Source organism: Alteromonas sp. OM2203, from assembly GCF_048517045.1.
In the GTDB taxonomy this organism is placed as follows: Bacteria; Pseudomonadota; Gammaproteobacteria; order Enterobacterales; family Alteromonadaceae; genus Alteromonas; species Alteromonas gracilis.
Genome location: NZ_CP183209.1, coordinates 29,871 through 55,327, shown reverse-complemented (window position 1 = coordinate 55,327; position 25,457 = coordinate 29,871). Strand labels below are relative to the sequence as shown.

19 protein-coding genes and 4 rRNA genes are annotated in these 25,457 nt (G+C 44.1%); 13 read left to right on the top strand and 10 right to left on the bottom strand.

Features of this window, described 5'->3' with window-relative positions; all coding sequences use genetic code 11:
- Positions 1-27: 27 nt before the first annotated feature.
- Together slmA and ACM0P2_RS00240 are read left to right on the top strand one after the other, a co-directional pair.
- On the top strand, positions 28-618 hold the full coding sequence (gene slmA, locus ACM0P2_RS00245) for a nucleoid occlusion factor SlmA (RefSeq protein WP_105929811.1): 591 nt from the start codon (positions 28-30) through the stop codon (positions 616-618).
- A gap of 74 nt (positions 619-692) precedes the next feature.
- Positions 693-1,436, top strand: a complete 744-nt coding sequence (locus ACM0P2_RS00240) for a glycosyltransferase family 25 protein (RefSeq protein WP_173359603.1) — start codon at positions 693-695, stop codon at positions 1,434-1,436.
- Between the two features lie 63 nt (positions 1,437-1,499).
- Here ACM0P2_RS00240 and ACM0P2_RS00235 read toward each other — a convergent pair whose 3' ends face one another.
- The gene (locus ACM0P2_RS00235; RefSeq protein WP_159118359.1) at positions 1,500-3,137 is read right to left on the bottom strand and encodes a M28 family metallopeptidase; all 1,638 of its coding nucleotides are present in this window, start codon (positions 3,135-3,137) and stop codon (positions 1,500-1,502) included.
- 187 nt (positions 3,138-3,324) lie between these two features.
- Here ACM0P2_RS00235 and ACM0P2_RS00230 point away from each other — a divergent pair, with 187 nt between their 5' ends.
- From ACM0P2_RS00230 to ACM0P2_RS00190, 9 genes are all read left to right on the top strand, one after another.
- Positions 3,325-3,660, top strand: coding sequence for a DUF1820 family protein (locus ACM0P2_RS00230; protein ID WP_105929808.1), 336 nt, complete (start codon positions 3,325-3,327; stop codon positions 3,658-3,660).
- Positions 3,661-3,698: 38 nt separating this feature from the next.
- The gene (locus tag ACM0P2_RS00225; protein ID WP_419227080.1) at positions 3,699-5,450 is read left to right on the top strand and encodes a DUF885 domain-containing protein; all 1,752 of its coding nucleotides are present in this window, start codon (positions 3,699-3,701) and stop codon (positions 5,448-5,450) included.
- 1 nt (position 5,451) lies between these two features.
- A complete protein-coding gene (locus tag ACM0P2_RS00220) occupies positions 5,452-5,964 on the top strand; it encodes a hypothetical protein (RefSeq protein WP_159118361.1) in 513 nt (170 codons plus the stop codon).
- 282 nt (positions 5,965-6,246) lie between these two features.
- Positions 6,247-6,987: a recombinase RecA gene (locus ACM0P2_RS00215; RefSeq protein WP_159118362.1), complete on the top strand. Its 741-nt coding sequence runs from the start codon at positions 6,247-6,249 to the stop codon at positions 6,985-6,987.
- 2 nt (positions 6,988-6,989) lie between these two features.
- Positions 6,990-8,453 (top strand): Y-family DNA polymerase, encoded by a 1,464-nt coding sequence (locus ACM0P2_RS00210; RefSeq protein ID WP_159118363.1) that lies wholly within the window; start codon positions 6,990-6,992, stop codon positions 8,451-8,453.
- 29 nt (positions 8,454-8,482) lie between these two features.
- Positions 8,483-11,572, top strand: a complete 3,090-nt coding sequence (locus ACM0P2_RS00205) for an error-prone DNA polymerase (protein ID WP_159118364.1) — start codon at positions 8,483-8,485, stop codon at positions 11,570-11,572.
- Positions 11,573-11,714: 142 nt separating this feature from the next.
- On the top strand, positions 11,715-12,506 hold the full coding sequence (locus tag ACM0P2_RS00200) for a hypothetical protein (RefSeq protein ID WP_159118365.1): 792 nt from the start codon (positions 11,715-11,717) through the stop codon (positions 12,504-12,506).
- Complete coding sequence (locus tag ACM0P2_RS00195) at positions 12,487-13,317, top strand: hypothetical protein (protein WP_159118366.1); 831 nt, start codon at positions 12,487-12,489, stop codon at positions 13,315-13,317. The genes ACM0P2_RS00200 and ACM0P2_RS00195 overlap by 20 nt, the downstream gene beginning before the upstream one ends.
- A 134-nt stretch (positions 13,318-13,451) precedes the next feature.
- The gene (locus ACM0P2_RS00190; protein WP_419227079.1) at positions 13,452-13,982 is read left to right on the top strand and encodes an acyloxyacyl hydrolase; all 531 of its coding nucleotides are present in this window, start codon (positions 13,452-13,454) and stop codon (positions 13,980-13,982) included.
- Positions 13,983-14,022: 40 nt separating this feature from the next.
- Here the strand turns inward: ACM0P2_RS00190 and rrf (ACM0P2_RS00185) are convergent.
- From rrf (ACM0P2_RS00185) to ACM0P2_RS00165, 5 genes are all read right to left on the bottom strand, one after another.
- Positions 14,023-14,154 (bottom strand): 5S ribosomal RNA (gene rrf, locus ACM0P2_RS00185).
- Between the two features lie 141 nt (positions 14,155-14,295).
- A 5S ribosomal RNA gene (gene rrf / locus ACM0P2_RS00180) occupies positions 14,296-14,411 on the bottom strand.
- Positions 14,412-14,640: 229 nt separating this feature from the next.
- A 23S ribosomal RNA gene (locus ACM0P2_RS00175) occupies positions 14,641-17,521 on the bottom strand.
- A 414-nt stretch (positions 17,522-17,935) separates the two neighbouring features.
- Positions 17,936-19,468 (bottom strand): 16S ribosomal RNA (locus ACM0P2_RS00170).
- Together the 16S, 23S and 5S rRNA genes form the textbook arrangement of a ribosomal RNA operon.
- Positions 19,469-19,836: 368 nt before the next feature.
- Positions 19,837-20,877 (bottom strand): UDP-N-acetylglucosamine 2-epimerase, encoded by a 1,041-nt coding sequence (locus ACM0P2_RS00165; protein WP_159118821.1) that lies wholly within the window; start codon positions 20,875-20,877, stop codon positions 19,837-19,839.
- A gap of 171 nt (positions 20,878-21,048) precedes the next feature.
- On the opposite strand from ACM0P2_RS00165, the gene ACM0P2_RS00160 reads away from it, so the two are divergent.
- Positions 21,049-21,591, top strand: coding sequence for a gamma carbonic anhydrase family protein (locus tag ACM0P2_RS00160; RefSeq protein ID WP_159118819.1), 543 nt, complete (start codon positions 21,049-21,051; stop codon positions 21,589-21,591).
- On the opposite strand, the gene aroE is transcribed toward ACM0P2_RS00160, so the two are convergent.
- A complete protein-coding gene (gene aroE, locus ACM0P2_RS00155) occupies positions 21,588-22,427 on the bottom strand; it encodes a shikimate dehydrogenase (protein WP_159118818.1) in 840 nt (279 codons plus the stop codon). The genes ACM0P2_RS00160 and aroE overlap by 4 nt on opposite strands.
- Here aroE and ACM0P2_RS00150 point away from each other — a divergent pair.
- Positions 22,426-22,854, top strand: a complete 429-nt coding sequence (locus ACM0P2_RS00150; protein ID WP_159118816.1) for a group II truncated hemoglobin — start codon at positions 22,426-22,428, stop codon at positions 22,852-22,854. The two genes, aroE and ACM0P2_RS00150, sit on opposite strands and share 2 nt — an antisense overlap.
- A 115-nt stretch (positions 22,855-22,969) precedes the next feature.
- Here the strand turns inward: ACM0P2_RS00150 and ACM0P2_RS00145 are convergent, their stop codons facing one another.
- The 3 genes from ACM0P2_RS00145 to ACM0P2_RS00135 form a co-directional block, all read right to left on the bottom strand.
- Entirely contained in the window at positions 22,970-23,650 is a 681-nt protein-coding gene (locus ACM0P2_RS00145; protein WP_120962243.1) for an OmpW/AlkL family protein, read from the bottom strand.
- A gap of 240 nt (positions 23,651-23,890) precedes the next feature.
- Positions 23,891-24,823 (bottom strand): oxygen-dependent coproporphyrinogen oxidase, encoded by a 933-nt coding sequence (hemF, locus tag ACM0P2_RS00140; RefSeq protein WP_159118812.1) that lies wholly within the window; start codon positions 24,821-24,823, stop codon positions 23,891-23,893.
- Positions 24,820-25,425: an L-threonylcarbamoyladenylate synthase gene (locus ACM0P2_RS00135; protein ID WP_419227078.1), complete on the bottom strand. Its 606-nt coding sequence runs from the start codon at positions 25,423-25,425 to the stop codon at positions 24,820-24,822. The genes hemF and ACM0P2_RS00135 overlap by 4 nt, the downstream gene beginning before the upstream one ends.
- Positions 25,426-25,457: the final 32 nt, after the last annotated feature.

The following is a 25,457-nucleotide window of genomic DNA, read 5'->3' as shown; positions in this document are numbered from 1 at the left end:
CTCGGTAGCGGAGGAATTACTTTCGTCATGCCTGCTGTCAAAAAAACAAATCGCAGAGCCCAAATTCTGCAAGCACTCGCTGGAATGCTAGAAACCAGCCCTGGTCAACGTATCACTACGGCTAAATTAGCTGAAAAGGTAGGGGTGTCTGAAGCGGCACTCTATCGCCACTTTCCAAGTAAAGCGCGCATGTTTGAGGGACTCATTGAGTTTATCGAAGAAACGCTCTTCACACGTATCAATAAAATTGTGAATGAAGAAAAAGACTCGCTTACGCGCTGCCAGCTTATTTTACATCTCATTTTAGGCTTTGCGGAGAAAAACCCGGGCATTACCCGAATCTTAAATGGTGATGCTCTTATGGGCGAGCAAGACCGTTTGCGCGCGCGTATTGCAAAACTTTTTGAGCGTTTAGAAACTCAGCTTAAACAAGTATTGAGAGAGCGCAAGCTACGCGAAGGTAAGACACTGTCCGCGGATGAAGCGATTATCGCCAATATGCTGATTAGCTACACTGATGGTCGCATTAACGGCTTTATTCGCAGCGGCTTTACCCGCAAGCCGACAGAGCAGTTCAATGAGCAATGGGCCACGTTTAAACAAATGTTTGTTCAGTGATAAATATAGGCCCGCTGTTGCGAAAGTTCGCTTTTTAATAGCGCAGTGCGACCGTTGTTTAAAAGCGATTAATTATGAAGAATATCCCAATTTTTGTAATCAATATGGAAGCCTGCGTTGAGCGTTGGGAGTCAACATCTTCGAAGCTCAGCGCACTGGGTCTTCATCCTATTCGGTTTGACGCAACCGTTGGACGGGCATTGAGCAACGAAGAAATTGAACAGCATTATGATGCTCATGCAAATCGTAAGTATCACCATAGAAATCTTACCGTGGGAGAGATAGGTTGCTATATCAGCCATCAAAAGCTTTGGAAGAAAATTTCTGAAGAAAAAATACCTTACTGTCTTATTTTAGAAGACGATTTGTGTATAGACGATAAACTTCCGCCCCTGCTTCAGCATGTTGAACAGCTTAAAGGCTGGGACATGATTAAATTATTCGACAACCGCGATAACCCTTTTATCGACTCAATGTCATTAGATAATACCTTTACTCTAGGTAGTTTTTTTAAAGTTCCAAATTGCGCAGCGGCATATGCATTAAGCTTATCTGGTGCTGAAAAATTACTAAAACGTAAGTTATTTTTTCGGGCTGTAGATGTCGATATGCAGTTCCATAGCGAGGTGGGGATAAGCGTTGTTGGAATTCGCCCGTATCCCTTCACTCAGGATAAAACGTTCGTCAGCGCTATTGAAGTTATAAACGGTGGCCGTCACTCTAATCACAGCTCCTTTTGGCGAAACTTAAAATTCCGTATAAAGATGTACTTTGAGCGTAAAAAGCTTTCTGCAGATTTGACAGAAATTAGCCAATAATCAAAAACGTCGGCCTTCATTAATGAAGGCCGACGCTAGTCACTGCTATTTAGTCAACACATGTTATTTACTAAACGTCTTCCCAAAGAAGTCACCCTCGTTCCACTTAGGCTTGTTCTTCTGATTTGCCAATGTCCAACCGATTTGCGCGTTCACTTTTGTAAAAGTTTCGGCGGCGTTCCAGTTAAATGGTTGATTTAAATCATCGCTTGGCTTGTGGTAGTGGGTAGATAAGAACTGACCGAAGACCTTGCTGCCATCTACATTAGGATCTTTTGACTTAAGACCCGGCACCATAAATACTGAAGGTACGCCTTGTTTTACAAACGCATAGTGATCTGAGCGTGTGAACAAGGCTTGCTCAGGCCATGGATCTGGGCTTAGTTCGATATCAGCATTGGCTGCGGCTTTTTCCACTGAGTCTTGCAAATCACTGTGATTAGCACCAAAGGCAATAACGTCTGCAAACTCGTAAGTCAGAATAGGCATATCCAAGTTTACGTTCGCCACCATTGAAGTAACAGGTACTGTTGGGTTACGGGCGAAATAATCTGCACCTAGAAGGCCTTTCTCTTCACCGGTTACCGACACGAACAGAATTGAGCGCTTTGGCTTTTCTTTCATTTCGCTAAACAGGCGTGCAGTTTCTAACATGACAGACGTACCCGATGCATTGTCCATAGCACCGTTATTGATGTTGTCTTTCTTCACTGTTTTGGCAAAACCAATGTGATCAGAGTGAGCAGAGAAAACCACGTACTCGTCTTTAAGCTCCGGGTCTGAACCTTCAAGCACACCCACAACATTTGGGCTTGTGATGGTGTCGTGCACGCTCGTCTTGCTGATATCAACTACGCCGTTTAACGCAAAGCCTTGCGGTACTTTGTCAGCTTCAAGAACTGCATAAACGTCATCAAGGCTCTTTTCTGCGCCTTGAAACAGTTTACGTGCAGCCCCTTCACTCATGTAAGCGCCGCCTTTAAGCTGAGAAAAACTATTCGCAGGCTCGCCATTATCGTCTAACCACGCCATACGCGGTGTATGAATGTAGTTCAAGCGGCTCTGATATGGGCGCACTTTCTCGTTTTTAGGCGTAGTGACAGTGATCATACCGATAGCACCATTGTCTACCGCATACTTTTGTTTTTGATAGCCAGACGCGAAGTGAGCACCCTCTTCTGATGGAAAGTCGCTTGGCTTACCCGCAAGCGCTACAACAATTTTCCCTTCAACATCTAGGTCTTTATAATCGTTATGAGATAACTCATCAGCCACAATGCCGTAGCCTACGAATACCATCTCACCTTTTACATTGGCCTCAGTGCTAAGCAAGCTTGGGCTAGCTAAATATTCTTTCGGATAATCAAAATCAACGGTTTCGCCGTTTTGTGTAAATGTAAACTTAGGTGATTCTTGAACCAAATTGGCTTTGCGAAACGATACATTTTGTATGTAGCCATCTGTGCCTGCAGGCTTCAAACCATATTTGGCAAATTCGGTCGCAATATAAAGCGCCGCGATTTCATGACCTCGAGAGCCAGTATCTCGCCCTTCAAGTAAATCGTCTGCTAAGAAAAACAAGTGCGATTTGATTCGCTGTGTATCAGGGTTGAAAGCATTATCTGTCGATGCGTGGTTATGTGCTGTTGCAGCAAATGTAATTGCTGTCATTGCACTACCAATAAGGAGTTTTTTTATCATTTTAATTTCACCGTATAACTAAGTGTGCGTCATAGTAACGCAGTTGATACGAGAAATACCATCAAACAGCTTTCGTTTACCATGTGTTTCCTACCGTTGCTCGCATTTTAGGAGCAAGGTAAAATTATCAGCCACATGCCGGCTCGATTTCCGGATATTGTTATTTTTTTAGTGAAGAGCAGCATCTATGTCGAAAGACGATATTCTTTACCGCGTTCAATTTACCAGCAATGGCGAACGCTACGAATTGTATGTAAAAACCCTTATACAAGGCGCTTTGTTTGGTTTTATAGAAATAGGTGACTTTGTGTGGGATACCCACACAAGTGTTGTTGTGGATCCTAGTCATGAAAGACTAAAAAACGAATTCTCGGAAGTAACAAAAACGTATGTTCCAATGCACAACATTTTGCGCATTGACGCTGTAAATAAAAAAGGTTCTGCCAAAATTACTAAATTAGAAAATAAATCTGATAAAGTAACGGCATTCCCTAGTCCAATATATACACCAACAAAAGAGTAACCGCCGGACCCAGCCGGTAAAGGTTGCCGGAGATCCCTATGTATCGCTACGTATTCGCGGCATTACTATTAGTTTGCAGTATAGGCACCACAGCAAAAGAATTGAACGATGAAAGCTTGTACCAACTTCTCGATGAAATTTGGCAATACGAGCTTTCGGTTTCGCCACTTTTAGCCTCCAGAGAAGGCGATACTTCACTCGCTCACGTGTTACCAGATAACTCTCCCAAAGCTTTGAAAGCACAAGATGAGCAATGGCGCGCTTTTCAAAAAGCCTTAAGTCAGTATGAAAAAGAGAATATCTCTACTGACGCTTATATTGCCTTGCTAATGCAGCAATATCGTTTAGCTAATTATGTGGACGAATATATGTATCGCGCGCACTTGGTACCCATCAATTCAGAATATGGCTTCCACGGTGCGATGGCCTCGCTTCCTAATTTATCAACCTTTAAGCGCGTAGAAGATTATCAAGCCTACATTAGCCGTCTAAGCGCGCTAAAGCCTTACTTCGACCAACAAATTGCGTACATGAAACAGGCGCTAAAAGAAGGCTACACGCAACCTAAAGTCGTGTTGAAAGGGTTTGAAAACTCAGTGGCGTCTTACATTGTTGAAAAGGCTGAAGACAGTGGCTTTTATTCTCCATTTACCCGGTTTCCTGAGTACTTTACTGCCGAACAAAAATCAGCGCTAACGGAACAGGGTAAGGCAGCCATAAACAACAGCGTGTTGCCTGCATATCAAATGTTCTACGACTTCATGGTAGATGAATACATTCCCAATGCCCGTAAAGATATTGCCGCAAATAACTGGCCTGATGGTGTGGCGTATTATGCTAATAGAGCAAAGCATTACACGACTACTGATATGACGCCGCAGGAAATACATGATTTAGGGTTATCAGAAGTAAAACGCATTCGCGCGCAAATGCAACAAATTGTGGATGAGCTTGGCTTTGATGGCGACATTAACGACTTCATTACATTTTTACGGGAAGACCCGCAATTTTATGCCACCAGCGCTGAAGATTTGCTGAAAGAGGCGTCATTTATTGCAAAGAAAATGGACGCAAAGCTTCCTTCGCTCTTTGAGTATCTGCCAAGAACGCCTTACGGTGTAGCGCCTGTACCAGACGCTATCGCGCCTAAATATACAACGGGCCGTTATATTCATCCTAGCCGCGATGATCAGCCAGGATATTACTGGGTAAACACGTATGCCCTCGATAAGCGCCCTTTGTATGCATTGCCTGCACTGACCTTGCACGAAGCAGTGCCTGGCCACCACCTTCAAATATCGTTGGCAGCAGAGCTTGAAAACTTACCTATGGTACGTCGTAACACCTATATTTCAGCGTTTGGTGAAGGCTGGGGTCTGTACTCTGAGTTTTTGGGCATAGAAGCAGGTATTTACGAAACGCCTTATGACAACTTTGGCCGCTTAAGCTACGAAATGTGGCGTGCGTGTCGTTTAGTGGTTGATACTGGTATGCATACGATGGGCTGGAGCCGTCAACAAGCGGTGGACTACATGATGGAAAACACCGCGCTTTCTGAGCACAACGTTAATACAGAAATAGACCGCTATATTTCATGGCCTGCACAGGCGTTATCGTACAAAATTGGCGAAATTAAAATTAAAGCGCTTCGTGCAAAAGCAGAGACTGCACTAGGACAGCGTTTTGATGTTCGTAAATTTCATCGCGCCGTTTTGGAAAATGGGTCTGTCCCACTTTTTATTTTAGAACAACACATAAATACGTTTATAGAAAAGCAAAAGGCAAAATAAGATGTTCGTTGCATTTGGTGTTATTGGATTACTTATCCTGTTTTTAATTTACTTGGTACTGCGAACGCAGAACTTACAAAAAGAATTGGCGCTATTGCGCCATTCAAATAAGCAAACCAGCAGCAAAGTAACTTATGCTTATCGCAATCTTGTTCTCGTCACAGACGCATTAGAAAAGAACTTTACTGCACGCGTAGAAAGTGATTATAAAAGTCGTCTTATCGAACAATCGCACTATCAAATACTTCACTCGCTAATGCGAAATTTCTCGACCATTGTAATGGCGTGCTGTGAGAAAGGTATGTCGCTTGAAGAGTCTTTAAATAAAGCGTTGCTGAATGAGGACGTAACGCTTGAAGAGGTTCGCGATATGGTAAAAACACTGCCCAGCAATGTGCGCATGGTATGGGCAAAAAATACAGCAGATGGTTTTATCGCGTTTTGCCAAACGGTTACTGCACCGATAAATACTACTAAAGCCAATCAATCTGCAGCGGCCTTACAAGAAAGCTAGTTCTGCTTACTGATTAACACAAGTAGAGCGTTATCAGGGCCTGGCGGCTCTTTGCTGTATGGTAAAGAGCAGCAGGCCTTAATAGCTGTTTTGTCTTGAATTGAAAATTTAAATACTCGTCTGCCCCTTGACACCTCCCTTCTTCTTAAAGATTTAATCTTTTACCTTTTCAAACTAATCAATAAGTTAGCATTAAAAGCTTCAAGGCTTGAGCCTTTAATCTTGAAAAGGATCATTGCTGCACTATAATACTGTATATAAATACAGTTCATTTTGAGTGCTATGAATAAACCGTTATCCATGCTTAACAACCACCCTCATATTTGGCGGGCCAGAGAACAAAAGCAAAATGAAACAAAGTTTTCATTAGGTTTTCCGCTATTAGATAAAGCGCTTAACGGTGGCGTTGCTTCTACAGGCTTAGTACGTATAGCTTCTCTAACGGGCGTTGGTGAACTCTCATTGTTTAAAGACGTAATATGCCTGCATCGTACTCATAAACTCGTTGTATTTATCAATCCTCCAGGGCGTTTGCAGTCGCCGTGGTTAGAAAATTTAGGCCTTAAGACGCAACAAGTACTTGTAGTAAAAACGCATACACAGCAAGAGTCCTTGTGGGCGGCAGAGCAATGCCTAAAAAGTACAGCTTGTCATTGCGTGGTGCTGTGGAGTAATGCAATAAGCCAAAAGGAAGCCCGCCGTTTACAGGTAGCTGCGACGCATAATGATGCCCTATGCTTGCTTTATACTCCGGTGCATCCGCCGCTGTCATCGTCAAGTAAACAACAAAACAGACCATTAAGCAGCGCCCAAGCTTATAGCGACGATGCGCTACCTATTACTTTAGATCTTTATCTGCAAGGAACCTCGCACGCTTTATCGGTAAATATTCGCAAACAGCGTCATGGATGGCCTAAAGATAACATTGTTATTTCACACAAATGGACGCCTGATAATAACGCCATTAAGTGGGCAATGACGCACAATACGCTTTCTGATCAGGCGCTACACTCTGTGAGCTGACCATGCTATGGGCTTATATTTACTGCTACCAACTTACTTTAGATAGTCATAATAGAGCGACTAGGCGCAAAGCTGCGCATTATCAAGAGTCTTGTAATGATGCTAACAATAAAGGTTCGTCACTACCTTTAAGCACACCCGTTGTCGTCTACTGCAGTAAGATAAATAAAATTGTTCAATGCAATGATATTGCAAAGAAAGAAGGCATTGAAATCGGGCATGGTTTAGCGCAAGCGGCTGCACTATGCCCTTATGTACATGTACTGCCTTTCAATGAAGAAAACGAAAGACATATGCTAACGCAGTTAGCACATCGGCTTTATCCGCTGGCATCAGACATTGTGCTAGATAGTCACACATCTGCAGGCGGACTAGCTATAAGATTAGATAATTTAATCCATTACTACGGTGGCCATGAGCCTCTATGGAAAACCCTCACGCAGGCGTTATCGGAGTCTGATGTTCGTTACCACTTTGGCTGTGCGTGGACAATAGAAGCGGCAAAGGTACTGGCACTTCAAAAGTACAGCACTTACGTATATACACTTGATGACATAAAAAAAGCGTTAAATGCATGCCCTCTTTCTCTTACTGCACTGGCGCCTAAAGTTATAGAGTCGCTGGCTAGAGTGGGAATTACTAGAGTGCAACAGTTACTCGCCATGCCTGTCCAAGAGCTAGGTCGACGCTTTGACAATAACACCATTATGTATCTGACTGCACTGAGAGGAGAGACGTTTCCCCGCGTTACGCTATTTAGGCCGCTAGAGCGCTTCGATAACTTCTTACTGTTACCCTTTGACGTAGAAAACATACAGCACTTAACGCCTTTTGTGACTCAACAACTTGAGCATTTATCTCATTATTTACGAGCTAGAAATTTATACACATCAAACGTGGCCATATACATTCAATTTAGAGAAGCGCCGCCCATGAATATTGAGATCCAATCTGCGCTACCTCAGTCTTCTGTTAAAAGCTGGCTGCCGTTATTTACCCTTAAAATTGAAAACCTTGTATTGCCTGAACCCGCTACTGCTGTTGAGCTTAAATGCCATCAATTTGAAGAAATAGATACTCATAATGGCGACTTTTTCAGCGATCGATTTAATGATGTGGCACAAAAGCAACTCATTGGCCGCTTAAACGCTAAACTAGGTGATAAAAGCACTTTTCAACCTCGCGCAGCCAACAGTCATCAGTTTGAATATATGACGGTAACCGAACCGAACGCATCTGAATATGCTTATGCTTGCGATACTGCGCCTACTTTTACCTTTGATGTTCCTATGCCACTTACTCAACCAACACAAATTTGTTTTGGGCCCTTACGGTTAAATAGCGAATGGTGGCACGACCGTCCTGCTAAGCGCGATTACTTCATTGCGCAGACCTCTCAGAGTGTCCGGTTATTGGTGTTTAAAGATGAAGAATCTCGATGGTGGGTACAAGGGCTTTTTTGTTAGGTATATGTGGTTAGGGTAAGCACGGTAGCATGAAGTACAGCGAACTATTTTGTCAAAGCAACTATAGCTTTCTTTGCGGGGCTTCTTCTCCTGCTGAGCTAGTTACCACAGCGTCTTTTCTTGGCTACGAGGCTCTCGCTATTACTGATGAATGCTCTGTAGCAGGCATAGTACGAGCCTTCGATGAAATTACCCACCAAAAATTACCTATCAAGCTTATTGTGGGCAGTTACTTTGTATTTGATGAGACCTTATCCTTTGTATTGTTGTGCCCAGATAAGGCTGCCTACAGTGAGCTATGCCGAATCATCACTAATGCAAGGCGCCGTTCTGAAAAAGGTGAATATCAACTAGCCGAATGGGATTTGCGCACCATTCGACACTGTAAATTTATCTGGTTGCCCAGTGAGAAGGAAACCCAAGATAAACATTGGGCAGAATGGCTGCTAAAGCACCCCAGCATAGACGTCTACATAGGTGCGCAGCGCTTACTAGATGGACGTGATCATCATAGATTTGCGCACTATAACGCTTTGCAATCTACCTACTCATTTCCTGTTATTGCATGTACGGGTGTATTGATGCATCACGCAGATAGGTTGCCACTACAGCATATTTTGCACGCCACAAAAGTTCATACCAGCGTTGACGAGATAGGAAGAAGTGCATTAAGTAATGCAGAACGTAGCTTACGCACCATACATAAAATTAAGAAGCTATATCCTGAAAAGTGGGTGGCGAATACTAATGCTCTTAGCCAATTATTTACGTTTTCTTTGGAGGAGCTGCGCTATCAATATCCAGCGGAACTTGTTCCCAAAGGCTACACACCTACGTCTTATTTAAGAGAGCGTGTAGAAGAAGGGATTAAAATTCGCTTTCCAGAAGGTATTACTACGGAAATTAGGCAGACCATTGAAAAAGAGTTTGCGCTGATTACCGAGCAAGAGTATGAATATTTTTTTCTAACAATTTACGATATCGTCCAGTTTGCCAAACAACAGCGCATCCTATATCAAGGTCGTGGCTCTGCGGCGAACTCTGTGGTTTGCTATTGTTTAGAAATTACCGCCGTTGACCCTAGACAAATTAGCGTACTTTTTGAACGCTTTATTTCAAAAGAGCGCAATGAACCGCCTGACATTGATGTGGATTTTGAGCATCAACGCCGTGAAGAAATTATTCAGTATATTTATAAAAAGTACGGCAGAGAAAGAACCGCTATCGCCGCGACGGTAATTTGTTACCGCTTTAAATCAGCATTTAAAGATGTGGGAAAAGCACTAGGCTTTAGCGAATCTCAACTGGACTTTGTTGTTAAGCAAATAAACCGTCGGGATAGCGTTATACCGTGGAAGTCCCAACTAGCCAACCTCGGCTTAAATCCGCAAGAGAAACGAGTACAACAGCTTATTAACTTAACCGAATCTCTATTGGGCACGCCAAGGCATTTGTCACAGCATGTAGGCGGGTTTGTGATAAGCGCGGGCCCTTTGTATGACTTAGTTCCTGTGGAAAACGCAGCGATGGAAGCTCGCACGATTATTCAATGGGACAAAGACGATATAGAAACACTAGGTCTATTAAAAGTCGATGTATTGGCTCTGGGTATGTTAAGCGCTATTCGCCGGGCTTTTGCCCTCATTAATAAGCAATACCCCGTTCAGACAAGCATTCCCTTCATCACTAAACTTGGCGATGACAAACAGGTTTTCGATATGATTTGTCGCGCTGATACCGTCGGCGTTTTCCAGATAGAGTCAAGGGCCCAAATGTCTATGCTGCCAAGGTTAAAACCTCGTCGGTACTATGATTTGGTAGTACAAATTGCCATTGTTCGGCCAGGACCAATTCAGGGGGATATGGTGCACCCTTATTTAATACGCCGTCACGGTAACGAAACTATCGAGTATCCCTCAAAAGAAGTCGAAAAGGTGCTGTCCCGTACTATGGGCGTACCTATTTTCCAAGAGCAGGTCATTCAACTTGCTATGGTTGCCGCAGGCTTCAGTGGGGGTGAAGCTGACCAACTTCGTCGCGCTATGGCGAGCTGGAAAAAGGACGGAAGGATTTTCGAGTTTAGAGACAAGCTAATCAAAGGTATGACAGATAAAGGTTATGACAATACTTTTGCTCATAACTTATTTGAACAGATTAAGGGGTTCGCAGGGTATGGCTTTCCAGAGTCGCATTCCGCTTCTTTCGCAGTATTGGCTTATGTATCTTGCTGGCTTAAGTTTTACTTCCCTGTAGAGTTTTATGTGGCGTTATTAAACAGCTGGCCAATGGGCTTTTACACGCCGTCACAGCTAGTGCAAGATGCAAAGCGGCATAATATTCACGTAGAAGCTCCCTGTGTGAACAAATCTGACACTGAACATACCCTAGTTATAGTAAACCAAGAAAAGCGCATACAATTAGGTCTTAAGCTTATCAAAGGGCTTAGCGAAACGTCGTCCCAACAACTTGTGAAGAATAGGTCTAACAAGGGATACGTCAATGTAGAACAACTACACCAGCTATCGCTCAAGAGTAATGAACTAGAAGCGCTCGCAAGCGCCGATGCACTGCGTACCATTTCAGGTAACCGCTATGAAACACGCTGGAAAATAATGGATACGCAAACGCGCTTACCTTTGTTCGACGCAGAAGAGAAATATACTAATGAAAACATCAGCACATTAAATGTTTCGCCCAGTGATGCTGAAAATTTACTCGAAGATTATGCATCGACAGGACTATCCGTTAATAACCACCCAATTTCATTACTTCGACAACAACATCAGCTCAAAGATATTAGCTGGTCTAATTCCCTCGTTACTAAGAAAAATAAATCAGTAGTTAAAGTTCTTGGTGCCGTAACGGGCCGTCAAGCGCCTGGTACAGCCGCTGGCGTCACATTTCTTACCTTAGAAGATGATATTGGCAATATGAACGTCGTCGTATGGCAATCCACAGCCAGAGCGCAGCAACAAACCTTTTTAAAAGCTAAGCTTTTGCAAGTTAATGGCATTATTGAACGCTCCAAAGAGGGAGTGATACATATTATCGCTGGTAAACTTATTGATCGCACACCTTGGTTAGAAAAAATATCGCTTAACTCACGAGATTTTCATTAGACATTTTTACTCTCAAGTAATAGCACCTTAATTTCTTTATCCCGTGCTTTTTCTATATCAAGAGGCGAGTTAATTGCTTTAAATACCAAAGTGATTAAACTTAAAGCGTTTTGTAAAGAACTGTGATCATTTTGGAGTTTAAATGATTCGATGGATTATGATTTTCTGTGCCTCCCTGCTAAGTGTTAATGTCTATGCTGAAAAGTACATTATTGGGGCTCAGAATTTAGCATACTTTCCTCATTACGACTTTGCCTCCACCGCTGATAAAGGCGTAGCGTGGTCTGTTTTAGAAGCATTCTCCGACGCTTCTGGACATGAATTTATTTACGTAAGTTTACCAATACGAAGACTTCAGCTTGAACTGGTTAAAGGTAATGTAGACTTCGTTTATCCTGACAACAGCGGATGGTATAACAGCACTACTACGTCGAAAGACAAACACTTTTCTTCTCCCCTTACGCATGCCATGACAGGAACTATTGTTAAAAAAGAAAATGTCGGAAAAGGTATTGGGGCGATAAAACATCTCGCCATGCCATTAGGGTTCACACCTGTTAATTGGCAAATGCGGATAAATAATCAAAGTACTAAGATTATATGGGTAAATACTATTCAACAGGGAATGGATCTTTTATATCAGGAGCGTGTAGACGCCCTCGATTTAGAGTATTTTGTGAGCCAACACTCCTCATCGCTTTATTTTGAGAAAGATGTATTTACTTTAGATTTGACCCTTCCACACAATGAAATACCTTTCTCTCTATCTACGCTTTACCACTCCGACGTTATTGCTGAACTAAATGATTTTATATCCTCAAACCCCGAATTAATTGATAGTATTAAGTTGAAGTACGGCGTAATGGACTTTGAAAAACTGACACAGCAGCTTTTAAATGAACAAGGATTGCAAATTGAAGAGGTTTGGCAATAGCACACACCGTTTTATTCAGACTATATCGATAATACTTTGTGTTTCATTTTTTTCTTCGACTATTAAAGCCGAGACCTACATCGTAGGCGCTCAAAATATTGAATACTCACCTTATTACAACTTTTCTTCACCCCATGAAAAAGGTTTAGGATGGGCCATACTGGAAGCGTTTTCAAAACACAGTGGGCACCAGTTTATCTACCTAAGCATGCCCGTTAAACGCCTTCAAATTGAATTAAAAAAAGGGAATGTTGATTTCGTTTTTCCAGATAACCCTAGATGGAACGACCATATAATATATAGCGTTGATAAGGCTTACTCTCTCCCACTGGTAGACACTTTTGCTGTTACGTTAGTAAAACCAGAAAACAAGGGTAAGGGCATTAGCTTTGTGAGTAACCTCATTATTCCCGACGGTTTTACCCCAGCTAAATGGAAGAAACAAATCAGCGAAAATACCGTGAACGTAATTGGTGTGAACAGCGTCTATGAGGGGTTATCACTATTAAACAAAGAGAAAGCCAATGCCATGGATATAGAATACAACGTAGCTCAACGTATTCTTCGTCGATATCCTAATATTGGCGAGTTCACTGCTGATCTAACGCTTCCTTACAACACGGTGTCTTTCTCCGTTTCAACACTAAAACATCCTGACATTATTCACGAACTCAATGCGTTTCTTAATTCCAACTCAAAAACCATCGATGAAATAAAAAATAAGTATGGTATTGAAGAAACCAAGCAGTTAACTCTGCGGCTGATGAAACAACAGGGACTTACAAAAAACGTTCTGTGGTCAGCCTTGTAATAATTCCATAACCGCAGTAAATAACACATAAACAGTCGCTTAAACCAGGGATTTTAAATCTTATCATATTGATATATATAACTTTTATTGTTGGAGAAAATTTTGCTTATTGATTACCAAATCAAGGAGCAATTATGAAAAAGATATCATTTCTACTATTTTCTTTTTTTATCACTTTTACTGCGAATTCGGTACAAGCTCGACAGACTGTAAGCGTTGACTATATGCATGGGTTCGATGATATCGACGGAATGCGGTTTGCGTACAGGCCTTTGGAACAAACTTTTGTAACCGACTGGTTTGGCGACTTAAAGTTATATTGGGAGGTAAGCGCAGTTGTCTGGGAATACGGAGAAAACGACACACACAGCACAAGCTATGCTGCATCCATCACTCCCGTTTTTATGAAGCAAGTTGCCACGCTAAATGACCAATATCCGGTTTATATAGAGGCAGGTATTGGTGCGAGTTATATTGGTGATCAAGAAGTGGCTGGCAAAGATATTGGGTCAAATTATCAATTCGAAGATCGTATTGGCATCTTTGTGGAGCTTGATAAAAAGCAACACGTAGCGTTGCGATATATGCATTTTTCTAACGGCGGATTTAACAATGACAATCCTGGGTTGGACTTTCTAAACTTGTCATACGCCTACCACTTCTAAACGCAAAAAACCCGCCGTTAGGCGGGTTTCTTTTAATGGGACCTGGCAGTGTCCTACTCTCACATGGGGAGACCCCACACTACCATCGGCGCTAATACGTTTCACTTCTGAGTTCGGGATGGGCTGGGCCGACATGTCGGTCAGGTGGTACCGTATCGCTATGGCTGCCAGGAAAAACTGGTTTGCAGCTTATTAGCCGCGTAAAGTTGAACGCTATCAACTTCACTGAATTCTGTTAGCCTAAGTATATAAAAATACAGTGGCTTCTATATAAAGCAAAAAACCCGCCGTTAGGCGGGTTTCTTTTAATGGGACCTGGCAGTGTCCTACTCTCACATGGGGAGACCCCACACTACCATCGGCGCTAATACGTTTCACTTCTGAGTTCGGAATGGAGTCAGGTGGTACCGTATCGCTATGGCTGCCAGGAAAAACTTTTAGTGCAGAATCATGATGCTTTTTATCATGACTTCTGCGCAAGGAGGACTAACAGTACTCTTTAGAGCCTATTTAATCATCGTTGCTTAATAACTAACAATTTGGGAAAGATAATATTAATTCAATCAGTGAGTAACTGCTTTTTACTCTTACTTGCTGCTCTTTATCAGAGCTTAGCTTGTCTACAACACTCAGAAGTCCAAAGCTTCTTGGGCGTTGTATGGTTAAGCCTCTCGGGCAATTAGTACAGGTTAGCTTAACGCCTTACAACGCTTCCACACCCTGCCTATCAACGTCATCGTCTATAACAACCCTTCCAGACCTTAAAGGTCAGGGATGACTCATCTTTGGGCCGGCTTCCCGCTTAGATGCTTTCAGCGGTTATCCGTTCCGAACGTAGCTACCGGGCAATGCCATTGGCATGACAACCCGAACACCAGCGGTTCGTCCACTCCGGTCCTCTCGTACTAGGAGCAGCTCCCATCAATCATCCAACGCCCACACCAGATAGGGACCGAACTGTCTCACGACGTTCTAAACCCAGCTCGCGTACCACTTTAAATGGCGAACAGCCATACCCTTGGGACCGACTTCAGCCCCAGGATGTGATGAGCCGACATCGAGGTGCCAAACACCGCCGTCGATATGAACTCTTGGGCGGTATCAGCCTGTTATCCCCGGAGTACCTTTTATCCGTTGAGCGATGGCCCTTCCATACAGAACCACCGGATCACTATGACCTACTTTCGTACCTGCTCGACGTGTCTGTCTCGCAGTTAAGCTAGCTTATGCCATTGCACTAACCTCACGATGTCCGACCGTGATTAGCTAACCTTCGTGCTCCTCCGTTACTATTTGGGAGGAGACCGCCCCAGTCAAACTACCCACCAGACACTGTCCACAACCCCGATAAGGGGCCAATGTTAGAACATCAAACATACAAGGGTGGTATTTCAAGGACGGCTCCACACAATCTAGCGACTGTGCTTCAAAGCCTCCCACCTATCCTACACATGTAGGTTCAATGTTCAGTGCCAAGCTGTAGTAAAGGTTCACGGGGTCTTTCCGTCTAGGTGCGGGTACACAGCATCTTCACTGCGATTTCAATTTCACTGAGTCTCGGGTGGAGACAGCGTGGCCATGGTTACACCATTCGTGCAGGTCGGAACTTACCCGACAAGGAATTTCGCTACCTTAGGACCGTTATAGTTACGGCCGCCGTTTACCGGGGCTTCGATCAAGAGCTTCGTCCGAAAACTAACCCCATCAATTAACCTTCCGGCACCGGGCAGGTGTCACACCCTATACGTCCTCTTACGAGTTTGCAGAGTGCTGTGTTTTTAATAAACAGTCCCAGCCACCTGGTCACTGCGGCCCCCATTTGCTTACCACGCGAAGTGTTCACAAACAGGGGCGTACCTTCTCCCGAAGTTACGGTACAATTTTGCCGAGTTCCTTCACCCGAGTTCTCTCAAGCGCCTTAGTATTCTCTACCTGACCACCTGTGTCGGTTTGGGGTACGGTTCATATAATCATAAGTTTAGAAGCTTTTCCTGGAAGCAGGGCATCAACAACTTCACTCCCTTGGGAGCTCGTCTCGCGTCTCAGCTTTAAAAACCCGGATTTACCTAAGTTTTCGGCCTACTCGCTTTCACTTGGACAACCAACGCCAAGCTTGCCTAGCCTTCTCCGTCCCTCCATCACTGATTATATAAGTACGGAAATATTAATCCGTTTCCCATCGACTACGCATTTCTGCCTCGCCTTAGGGGCCGACTTACCCTGCCCTGATTAGCATGGGACAGGAAACCTTGGTCTTCCGGCGTGGGAGTTTTTCACTCCCATTATCGTTACTCATGTCAGCATTCGCACTTGTGATATGTCCAGCAAGCTTTACAACTCACCTTCATCCACTTACACAACGCTCCCCTACCCAGCACAGTAAACTGTGCTGCCGCAGCTTCGGTATATTGCTTAGCCCCGTTACATCTTCCGCGCAGGCCGACTCGACTAGTGAGCTATTACGCTTTCTTTAAAGGGTGGCTGCTTCTAAGCCAACCTCCTAGCTGTCTGTGCCTTCCCACATCGTTTCCCACTTAGCAATATTTTGGGACCTTAGCTGGCGGTCTGGGTTGTTTCCCTCTCCACGACGGACGTTAGCACCCGCCGTGTGTCTCCCGGATAGTTCTCATTGGTATTCGGAGTTTGCAAAGGGTTGGTAAGTCGGGATGACCCCCTAGCCTTAACAGTGCTCTACCCCCAATGGAATTCGTCCGAGGCTCTACCTAAATAGATTTCGGGGAGAACCAGCTATCTCCCGGTTTGATTGGCCTTTCACCCCCAGCCACAGGTCATCCCCTAACTTTTCAACGTTAGTGGGTTCGGTCCTCCAGTTGATGTTACTCAACCTTCAACCTGCCCATGGCTAGATCACCGGGTTTCGGGTCTATACCTAGCAACTAAACGCGCAGTTAACACTCGCTTTCGCTACGGCTCCGTTATTCACTTAACCTCGCTACTAAATATAAGTCGCTGACCCATTATACAAAAGGTACGCAGTCACACCACGAAGGTGCTCCCACTGCTTGTACGTATACGGTTTCAGGTTCTATTTCACTCCCCTCACAGGGGTTCTTTTCGCCTTTCCCTCACGGTACTGGTTCACTATCGGTCAGTTAGGAGTATTTAGCCTTGGAGGATGGTCCCCCCATATTCAGTCAAGATAACACGTGTCCCGACCTACTCGATTTCACTGTAAAGATTGCGTCGTGTACAGGGCTATCACCTTGTATCGCTCCTCTTCCCAAAGGATTCCACTACATTCAATACAGCTTAAGGGCTGTTCCCCGTTCGCTCGCCGCTACTAGGGGAATCTCAATTGATTTCTTTTCCTAAGGGTACTTAGATGTTTCAGTTCCCCTCGTTCGCCTCGTTACGCTATGTATTCACGTAACGATACCTGTAAACAGGTGGGTTTCCCCATTCGGACATCTGTGGCTCAAATGCATTTTGTCGGCTCACCACAGCTTTTCGCAGACTTACACGTCCTTCATCGCCTCTAACTGCCAAGGCATCCACCGTATACGCTTCGTCACTTAACCATACAACCCCAAACAGCCTTTTGACTTCTGTCTAAGTTATGTCGCATGAATGACAAGCTAATCGGAAGAATTGCCTTGCTATCAATAAATTGATAACAAGCAATTCAGTCAAGTAGAGTAAAAAGTACGTCTTTCGACTTCTCAGTTACTCAATTTTGATTGATTACTATTAATATCAGCTTTCCAAATTGTTAAAGAACATTAGTGCTTCTAAAAACACTAATCAATGAATGTGATCATTAATTAGCACTCTATATTGAAACATCTAGGTTTCACTTCTTTAGCGAGAAGGTTAACTGTCAGGAAGGTTCCCTTCCGGTAAAGCAGTTAATCGCGACACTCGCGAAGCGAGTCTTTATATAAACAAAACAATCTGTGTAGGCACTGCATCAAGTGCGTCTTTCGACGTAATGGTAAGGAGGTGATCCAACCCCAGGTTCCCCTAGGGTTACCTTGTTACGACTTCACCCCAGTCATGAAACACAAAGTGGTAATCGTCCTCCCGAAGGTTAGACTAACTACTTCTTTTGCATCCCACTCCCATGGTGTGACGGGCGGTGTGTACAAGGCCCGGGAACGTATTCACCGCAGTATTCTGACCTGCGATTACTAGCGATTCCGACTTCATGGAGTCGAGTTGCAGACTCCAATCCGGACTACGACATTCTTTAAGGGGTCCGCTCCACATCACTGTCTCGCTTCCCTCTGTAAATGCCATTGTAGCACGTGTGTAGCCCTACACGTAAGGGCCATGATGACTTGACGTCGTCCCCACCTTCCTCCGGTTTGTCACCGGCAGTCTCCTTAGAGTGCCCAACTTAATGCTGGCAACTAAGGACAAGGGTTGCGCTCGTTGCGGGACTTAACCCAACATCTCACGACACGAGCTGACGACAGCCATGCAGCACCTGTGTCTGAGTTCCCGAAGGCACGAAACTATCTCTAGTAACTTCTCAGCATGTCAAGTGTAGGTAAGGTTCTTCGCGTTGCATCGAATTAAACCACATGCTCCACCGCTTGTGCGGGCCCCCGTCAATTCATTTGAGTTTTAACCTTGCGGCCGTACTCCCCAGGCGGTCTACTTATCGCGTTAGCTTCGCTACGCACGCCTTAAAGGCACACACAGCTAGTAGACAGCGTTTACGGTGTGGACTACCAGGGTATCTAATCCTGTTCGCTACCCACACTTTCGCACATGAGCGTCAGTCTTTGGCCAGGGAGTCGCCTTCGCCACTGATGTTCCTCCAGATATCTACGCATTTCACCGCTACACCTGGAATTCCACTCCCCTCTCCAAGACTCTAGTCTGCCAGTTCTAAATGACCATCCCAGGTTGAGCCCGGGGCTTTCACATCTAGCTTAACAAACCGCCTGCGTGCGCTTTACGCCCAGTAATTCCGATTAACGCTCGCACCCTCCGTATTACCGCGGCTGCTGGCACGGAGTTAGCCGGTGCTTCTTCTGTTGTTAACGTCACGGCTAGCAGGTATTAACTACTAACTTTTCCTCACAACTGAAAGTGCTTTACAACCCGAAGGCCTTCTTCACACACGCGGCATGGCTGCATCAGGGTTTCCCCCATTGTGCAATATTCCCCACTGCTGCCTCCCGTAGGAGTCTGGGCCGTGTCTCAGTCCCAGTGTGGCTGATCTTCCTCTCAGAACAGCTAGAGATCGTTGCCTTGGTAAGCCGTTACCCTACCAACTAGCTAATCTCACTTGGGCCTCTCTTTGCGCCGGAGCCTAAGCCCCGTTTGGTCCGAAGACGTTATGCGGTATTAGCAGTCGTTTCCAACTGTTATCCCCCTCGCAAAGGCAAGTTCCCAAGCATTACTCACCCGTCCGCCACTCGTCAGCGATGTGCAAGCACATCCTGTTACCGTTCGACTTGCATGTGTTAGGCCTGCCGCCAGCGTTCAATCTGAGCCATGATCAAACTCTTCAATTAAATATATCGAAATATGAATCGTCGTTATGTGACACTCTTAACGAGTGCCCACACAGATTGTCTTGTCTAAATTGTTAAAGAACATTCACTAGAAGCCGTTGCTTCTTAGTGACTCACCCTGTTCGAGTGAGGTGCGCATTATACGCTGGAAGTTTTCGTTGTCAACACTTTTTGAAAATTTATTTTCTGAAGCGTTTCTTCTAAACTCCCGTCTTTACTGGCCTATAAAGGTAGTAGAGACTTACTTCAGGAGGGTTGCTGTTTTGCTTTTCCCCCGAAGCGGATGCGCATTTTAGGGAAATGAGCGCTCACGTCAACACTTATTTTAAAAAAAGTGTCATATTCGTTTTGAACGCTCAAAATACCAACTATTCCCAATATTTCAGCTTATTCCTTAACCTAAACTTGCGCCAAAGGTTCAAAGGCTTCTTCTTAATTTTATCTTTATAGTTGTTATTGAAGTCATCAACCGCATCTAAAATCCGCTCGCAGTTATGTCCGTCTCTATATGCTTCATGATAATGAGCAAAGTCATTAACGTCTTTCATTAAGTCATCAGGTCGAGACAATGCCGTTTCTATTGCGCCCTCTACTTCATTCACATCGGTAACATTCAAAAGATGTTTTCCAGGGTTTGTATTGCAATAAGTAACAACAGGCTTATCCATCAACATAAACTCTAGGATAATTGAACTACTGTCGCACAACATAACGTCAGATTGCTGGAAGTCTTCTAATCGTACATTATCAATAAATGAAACATTGCTATGTTCGTCTGCCAACGCACGGTACTTATTCAAAAGCGCTTGGTCGCTAATCTTTGGATGAAACGTCAATCGCCAATTCCAATTTTTGCTTTTTGCCAGATGGCTTATGGTGTCAACCAGATGTGGGGCTGATGAAATTCCCTGTGAAAAGGTTGTGCCATAGAGGATAGTTGGAGCCTTATTATGCTTCTCATAGTCTAGGAAGTAAGGATCAACCTTTGCCCACCCCGTTTGATACACTTTGAAGAATTGATGTTTTGCTTCGAGCTTCTTGAAATACTCTGTGCTGCTTGGGCCTTGAGTGCAGTACATATCAAACCACCCGCGAATAGAAAAGTGGTCATCTTTTTCGTTATTCTTTTCTCCTCGCTTGCCTATGGGATATCCATGGAACACAGACACTTTTATGCCAGGTAAAAAGTGAAATATGAGATTCCCGCATGCAAAAATTGCGAGAGGGTTAAAATCGATAATGTCTTCAACGCTATTAAGCCTCAACTCATCAGCCTCTAAAAGGTCAGGACACCCATCCTCTAAAAACCACGCAGCTTCATCGCCTCTAGCTCTTATTGCTTCTTGTAGAGGTCTGTATATAGGGTATGCATAAGCAAGCCCGGTAAAAAACACATAGCGTTTTGACATCTATTCTTCTCGATATTTTTCGTAACGCATTACTCTATCATTTTTCTTTTCGACATTCCTTGGGCGGTGTTTGCATTGGGGATTCTCTAGGCGCTTATCAGTATCAACCCTTCTTTTTTGCTGTTAAAGTTTGCATCATTCACTTTCCTACTTCGTTTATAAGAGTGTGTAATGCATAAATCAGTAGATAGCTTTAAGGGTGTCTCACCTATTTTAGGGAAGCACGTTTACATCGATGCCTCTGCAAGAATAGTTGGAGATGTAGTATTAGAAGATGATGCCAGCATTTGGCCGTTAGTAGCAGCCCGTGGTGACGTGAACAAAATTCGTATTGGCGCCCGTTCTAATATTCAAGATGGCAGTGTTTTACACGTTACCCGTAAATCTGAGAAAAATCCCAACGGCTTCCCACTTATTATTGGTGAGGACGTTACCGTTGGGCACAAATGTATGCTGCATGGCTGCCAATTAGGTAATCGTATCCTGGTAGGTATGGGCGCAATTGTAATGGATGGTGTTATAGTTGAAGACGATGTGTTCATTGGTGCAGGTACATTAGTACCGCCAAACAAGAGATTAGAGAGCGGATTTCTTTATGTAGGAAACCCCATGCAAAAGAAAAGGCCACTCAACGACGCTGAAATAGCATTCCTAAAACAATCGGCCATTAACTACGTAGTATTAAAAGATGAATATCTTGAAGAAGCGAACTAGTTTCGCTTCTCGCTTTGCTCAACGATATCTCTGACCCGCTTTACAATATCCGATGTGTCAGGGCGCTTTTGTGTCCATATATAGAAGGCTTCGGCCGCTTGCTCAACTAACATTCCTAGCCCATCTATTTGTGTTTTAACACCTAGCTCAGCCGCATTTCTCATAAAGCGCGTGGGTGAGTTTTTATAGACCATGTCGTAAACCACTTCACAGTGTTGTAAAACACCATCAGTCAAACTACACGGCAATTCATTGCTTAAACTGGCGGCTGTTGAATTGATAATAATATGAGGCGCAACATCTGCGATATCTTCTATCGCCACCACCTGCACTTTAGGGTTTGAAGAAGCGGATGCTACTTCCTCAGCCTTCGCTTTTGTTCTGTTGGCGATGATTAAAGAAGCGGCACCTGCTTTTAATAACGGCGAAATGACGCCACGGGCTGCGCCACCGGCACCAATAAGCAATACACGTTTGCCCTTAATTTCCGCTCTATTATTGAGTAAATCATTTACCAGCCCAACACCATCTGTGTTGTATCCAAGCACATCACCATTGCCACCATTCATTAGTGTATTAACAGCTTGTGCATCTTTAGCCGCTTGGTCATCTACCTTTGCTAAGTTGAATGCATCAAGCTTAAAAGGCATGGTGACGTTACAACCTACCGCGCCTTCCTGAGCTAAAAACGCGTTGGCGGCATCTACAAAACCGTCTACTGGCGCAAGTATTTTTTCATAAGAAATATTTTCTCCCACTTGATCTGCAAACATTTGATGAATAGTTGGTGATAAACTCTGTGAAATAGGATTTCCGAATACAGCGAATTTTTTCATGGGAATACGAGACTTATTTAATATAAAGAAAAGCAACAATCGTTCTAAGAAGAGTACACCATATGAGCGTATAGGTGGAGAGGAGAAAGTACGGGAGTTAGCAAATGCTTTTTACGACATTATGGAGACCGATCCGCTAGCGAAAGAACTACTTACTATTCACCCTCAGCCACTAGACAGAATTCGTCATGTGTTTTTTTTATATTTGAGTTTATGGCTTGGCGGCCCTGATGATTATCAGCAGCAATTTGGTCATCCGCGTCTGCGTGCGCGTCATCTTCCCTACACAGTAACACCCGAGTTAAAGGCACAGTGGATGTACTGCATGAGAAAAGCCATGTTTAAAACCGTTGATGATATTACTTTAGCACAACAGTTAATTGAGGCGCTTGACCAACTTGCCGAACACATGGTGAATACACAATAAAAAAGCGCGTAAAAAGGATTAACCTTCTAACGCGCAAGTCCCCTGTACTGTCTACGCTCTTTGTGGCGCATAAAGTAGTGCAATTGTGAAAGCCTAACTTACCAGTAATAAAACTTTAGAAAGTGTAACCTACAGATAGTGTATAAACCCACGGGTCTATTTCAATATCGTTTACAGTGCCAGAAGCTTCGCCCACTTTAAATGTGGCTTCAGTATCAATATCTATATAGCGAACCGACGCGTTTACATGCCACTTTTTATCGATTTGGTAATCCATACCTATTTGGGCAGATAAGCCAAATGAGTTATCTAACGATAGGTCACTTAAACCCGCCGTTTCATTTGCACCCGTAAATTCCTCGTCAAAGATAAAGGTATAGTTAATCCCTGCACCAACGTAAGGCTGAAACGCCGAGCTTGCATCATTGAAGTAATAGTTAGCCGTCAATGTCGGCGGTAAGTGTGTTACCTCACCAAGCTGATTACCCGTACCTAATGGATCGGCAACGGAAAAGTTAACATCATGCTTAAATGGCGTTGCTGCCAGAAGTTCTATATTGATATTGTCGGTAATAAAGTACGCAACGTTTAAACCTAACTGGGTATCGTTGCCAATATTAAGTGCAACGCCAAGATCCGTCCCACCGGCCACGATATTAGACGTTGATTCATCCGGAGCTACCGTCGTAAGACCGCCTCGAACAATCCAGTCGCCCTGTTGATGAGCGCTGGCTAAAGGTGAAAGTGCAGCAAGTGTAAGACAAAGTGCAGATGCAGATAGAAAGTGTTTGCGCATGATGTGTCTCTTTATATGTTTAACCAAGATGGCGCTACTTTACGCCTTTCGCTTAGCGAAACATTGATCCAGCGCAAGGTTGGTAAGCTACTGAAACACTGATGATATTCAGTATTGATGTAGATCAAAAAACGCCGTGTAAAAATATTACACGGCGCTTGTTCAGTCATTGAAATCGGTGTTTAACTATTGTGGTAGTGAGTAAGTTTTAAACCCCGATAACGCCTCGTTTGTGGCGCGTTACCAGTCAGTAGGCTTTAACCAGTCTGTTAACTTAGCTTCAGCGCTACCTGGTGCAGGTGAATAGCAATACTCCCAGCGGGCTAACGGTGGCATCGACATTAATATGGATTCCGTACGCCCACCAGTTTGCAAACCAAATAAGGTACCGCGGTCAAACACAAGATTAAACTCAACGTAGCGCCCTCTTCGATAAAGCTGGAAATCACGCTCTCTTTCGCCGTAATCAGCGTGCTTGCGGCGCTCGACAATAGGGACGTAAGCATCGATAAACCCATTACCGACTGCTTGCATAAATGCAAATGACTGTTCAAAGCCCCATTCATTAAGATCATCAAAAAATAAACCGCCAACGCCGCGGGTTTCGTTGCGATGCTTTAAGTAAAAATAGTCGTCGCACCACTTTTTGTATTTAGGATACACATCCTCGCCAAATGGCTTACACAACTTCTTCGCAGTGTTGTGCCAATGCGCGACATCGTCTTTAAACGGATAGAATGGTGTTAAGTCAAAGCCACCACCGAACCACCAAATGGGGGCTTCGCCCTCTTTTTCAGCAATGAAAAAACGAACATTAGCGTGGGATGTTGGGATATACGGGTTATGTGGGTGAATTACGAGAGATACGCCCATCGCCTGAAAATTTCGCCCTGCAAGTTCAGGTCGATTAGCCGTTGCCGATGCGGGCATTTGGCTTCCAAATACATGGGAAAAGTTAACGCCACCTTGCTCAATCACCGCACCATTTTTTAGTACTCGAGAGCGGCCGCCGCCTCCTTCTTCACGCTGCCAGCTGTCTTCAACAAACTGACCTTTGCCATCAGCAAGCTCCAGCGTTTGGCAAATGGTGTCTTGCAATCCTAATAGATAGCTTTTTACCTGTTCAATGACTTCGGCGGCGTTTTTACCATCCAGTAATTCTGCTGATGTCATACTCTTATTACCTCTGCTGTGTCACCATCGCGAATGGTACTGGGTTTGGATGCACCGCCAACTTCTCCGTCAATGTAAAAGACAGAATCGGCGAATACGGCTTTTGCTTCTTCAGTGGTGGTAGCCGGCGGTTGACCGGTAAGGTTAGCGCTTGTAGAGACTAAAGGCCTACCTAGCTTATTACATAACGCCACCACTACAGGGTGATTAGTTACACGCACAGCTATTTTACTGTGCTTGCCCGTCAACCATGCTGGTGCCGACGCCGACTTGGGCAATAACCAAGTGTTAGGACCCGGCCAACTTGAAAAGATATCGGTGCGCCTGTCAGGACGAATAGCATTGTCGTCAACATAAGGCAGCAATTGACTGTAATTCGCAGCAATTAAGATCACGCCTTTTTCAACTGGTCGCTGCTTTATCTCTAATAGCGCATTTACTGCCTCTTCGTTATCTGGGTCGCACCCGATACCCATTACCGCTTCGGTTGGATAAACGATTAAACGACCAGCTTGAAATGCGTCAACAACTGGGTCTACTTCAGATAAATTAGCCTCAACGGGGTTAAACGTATTTACGCTCCCATTTTGGATATCAGACATGGTTTTAATCTCTACGTATAGTTCTTCGTATA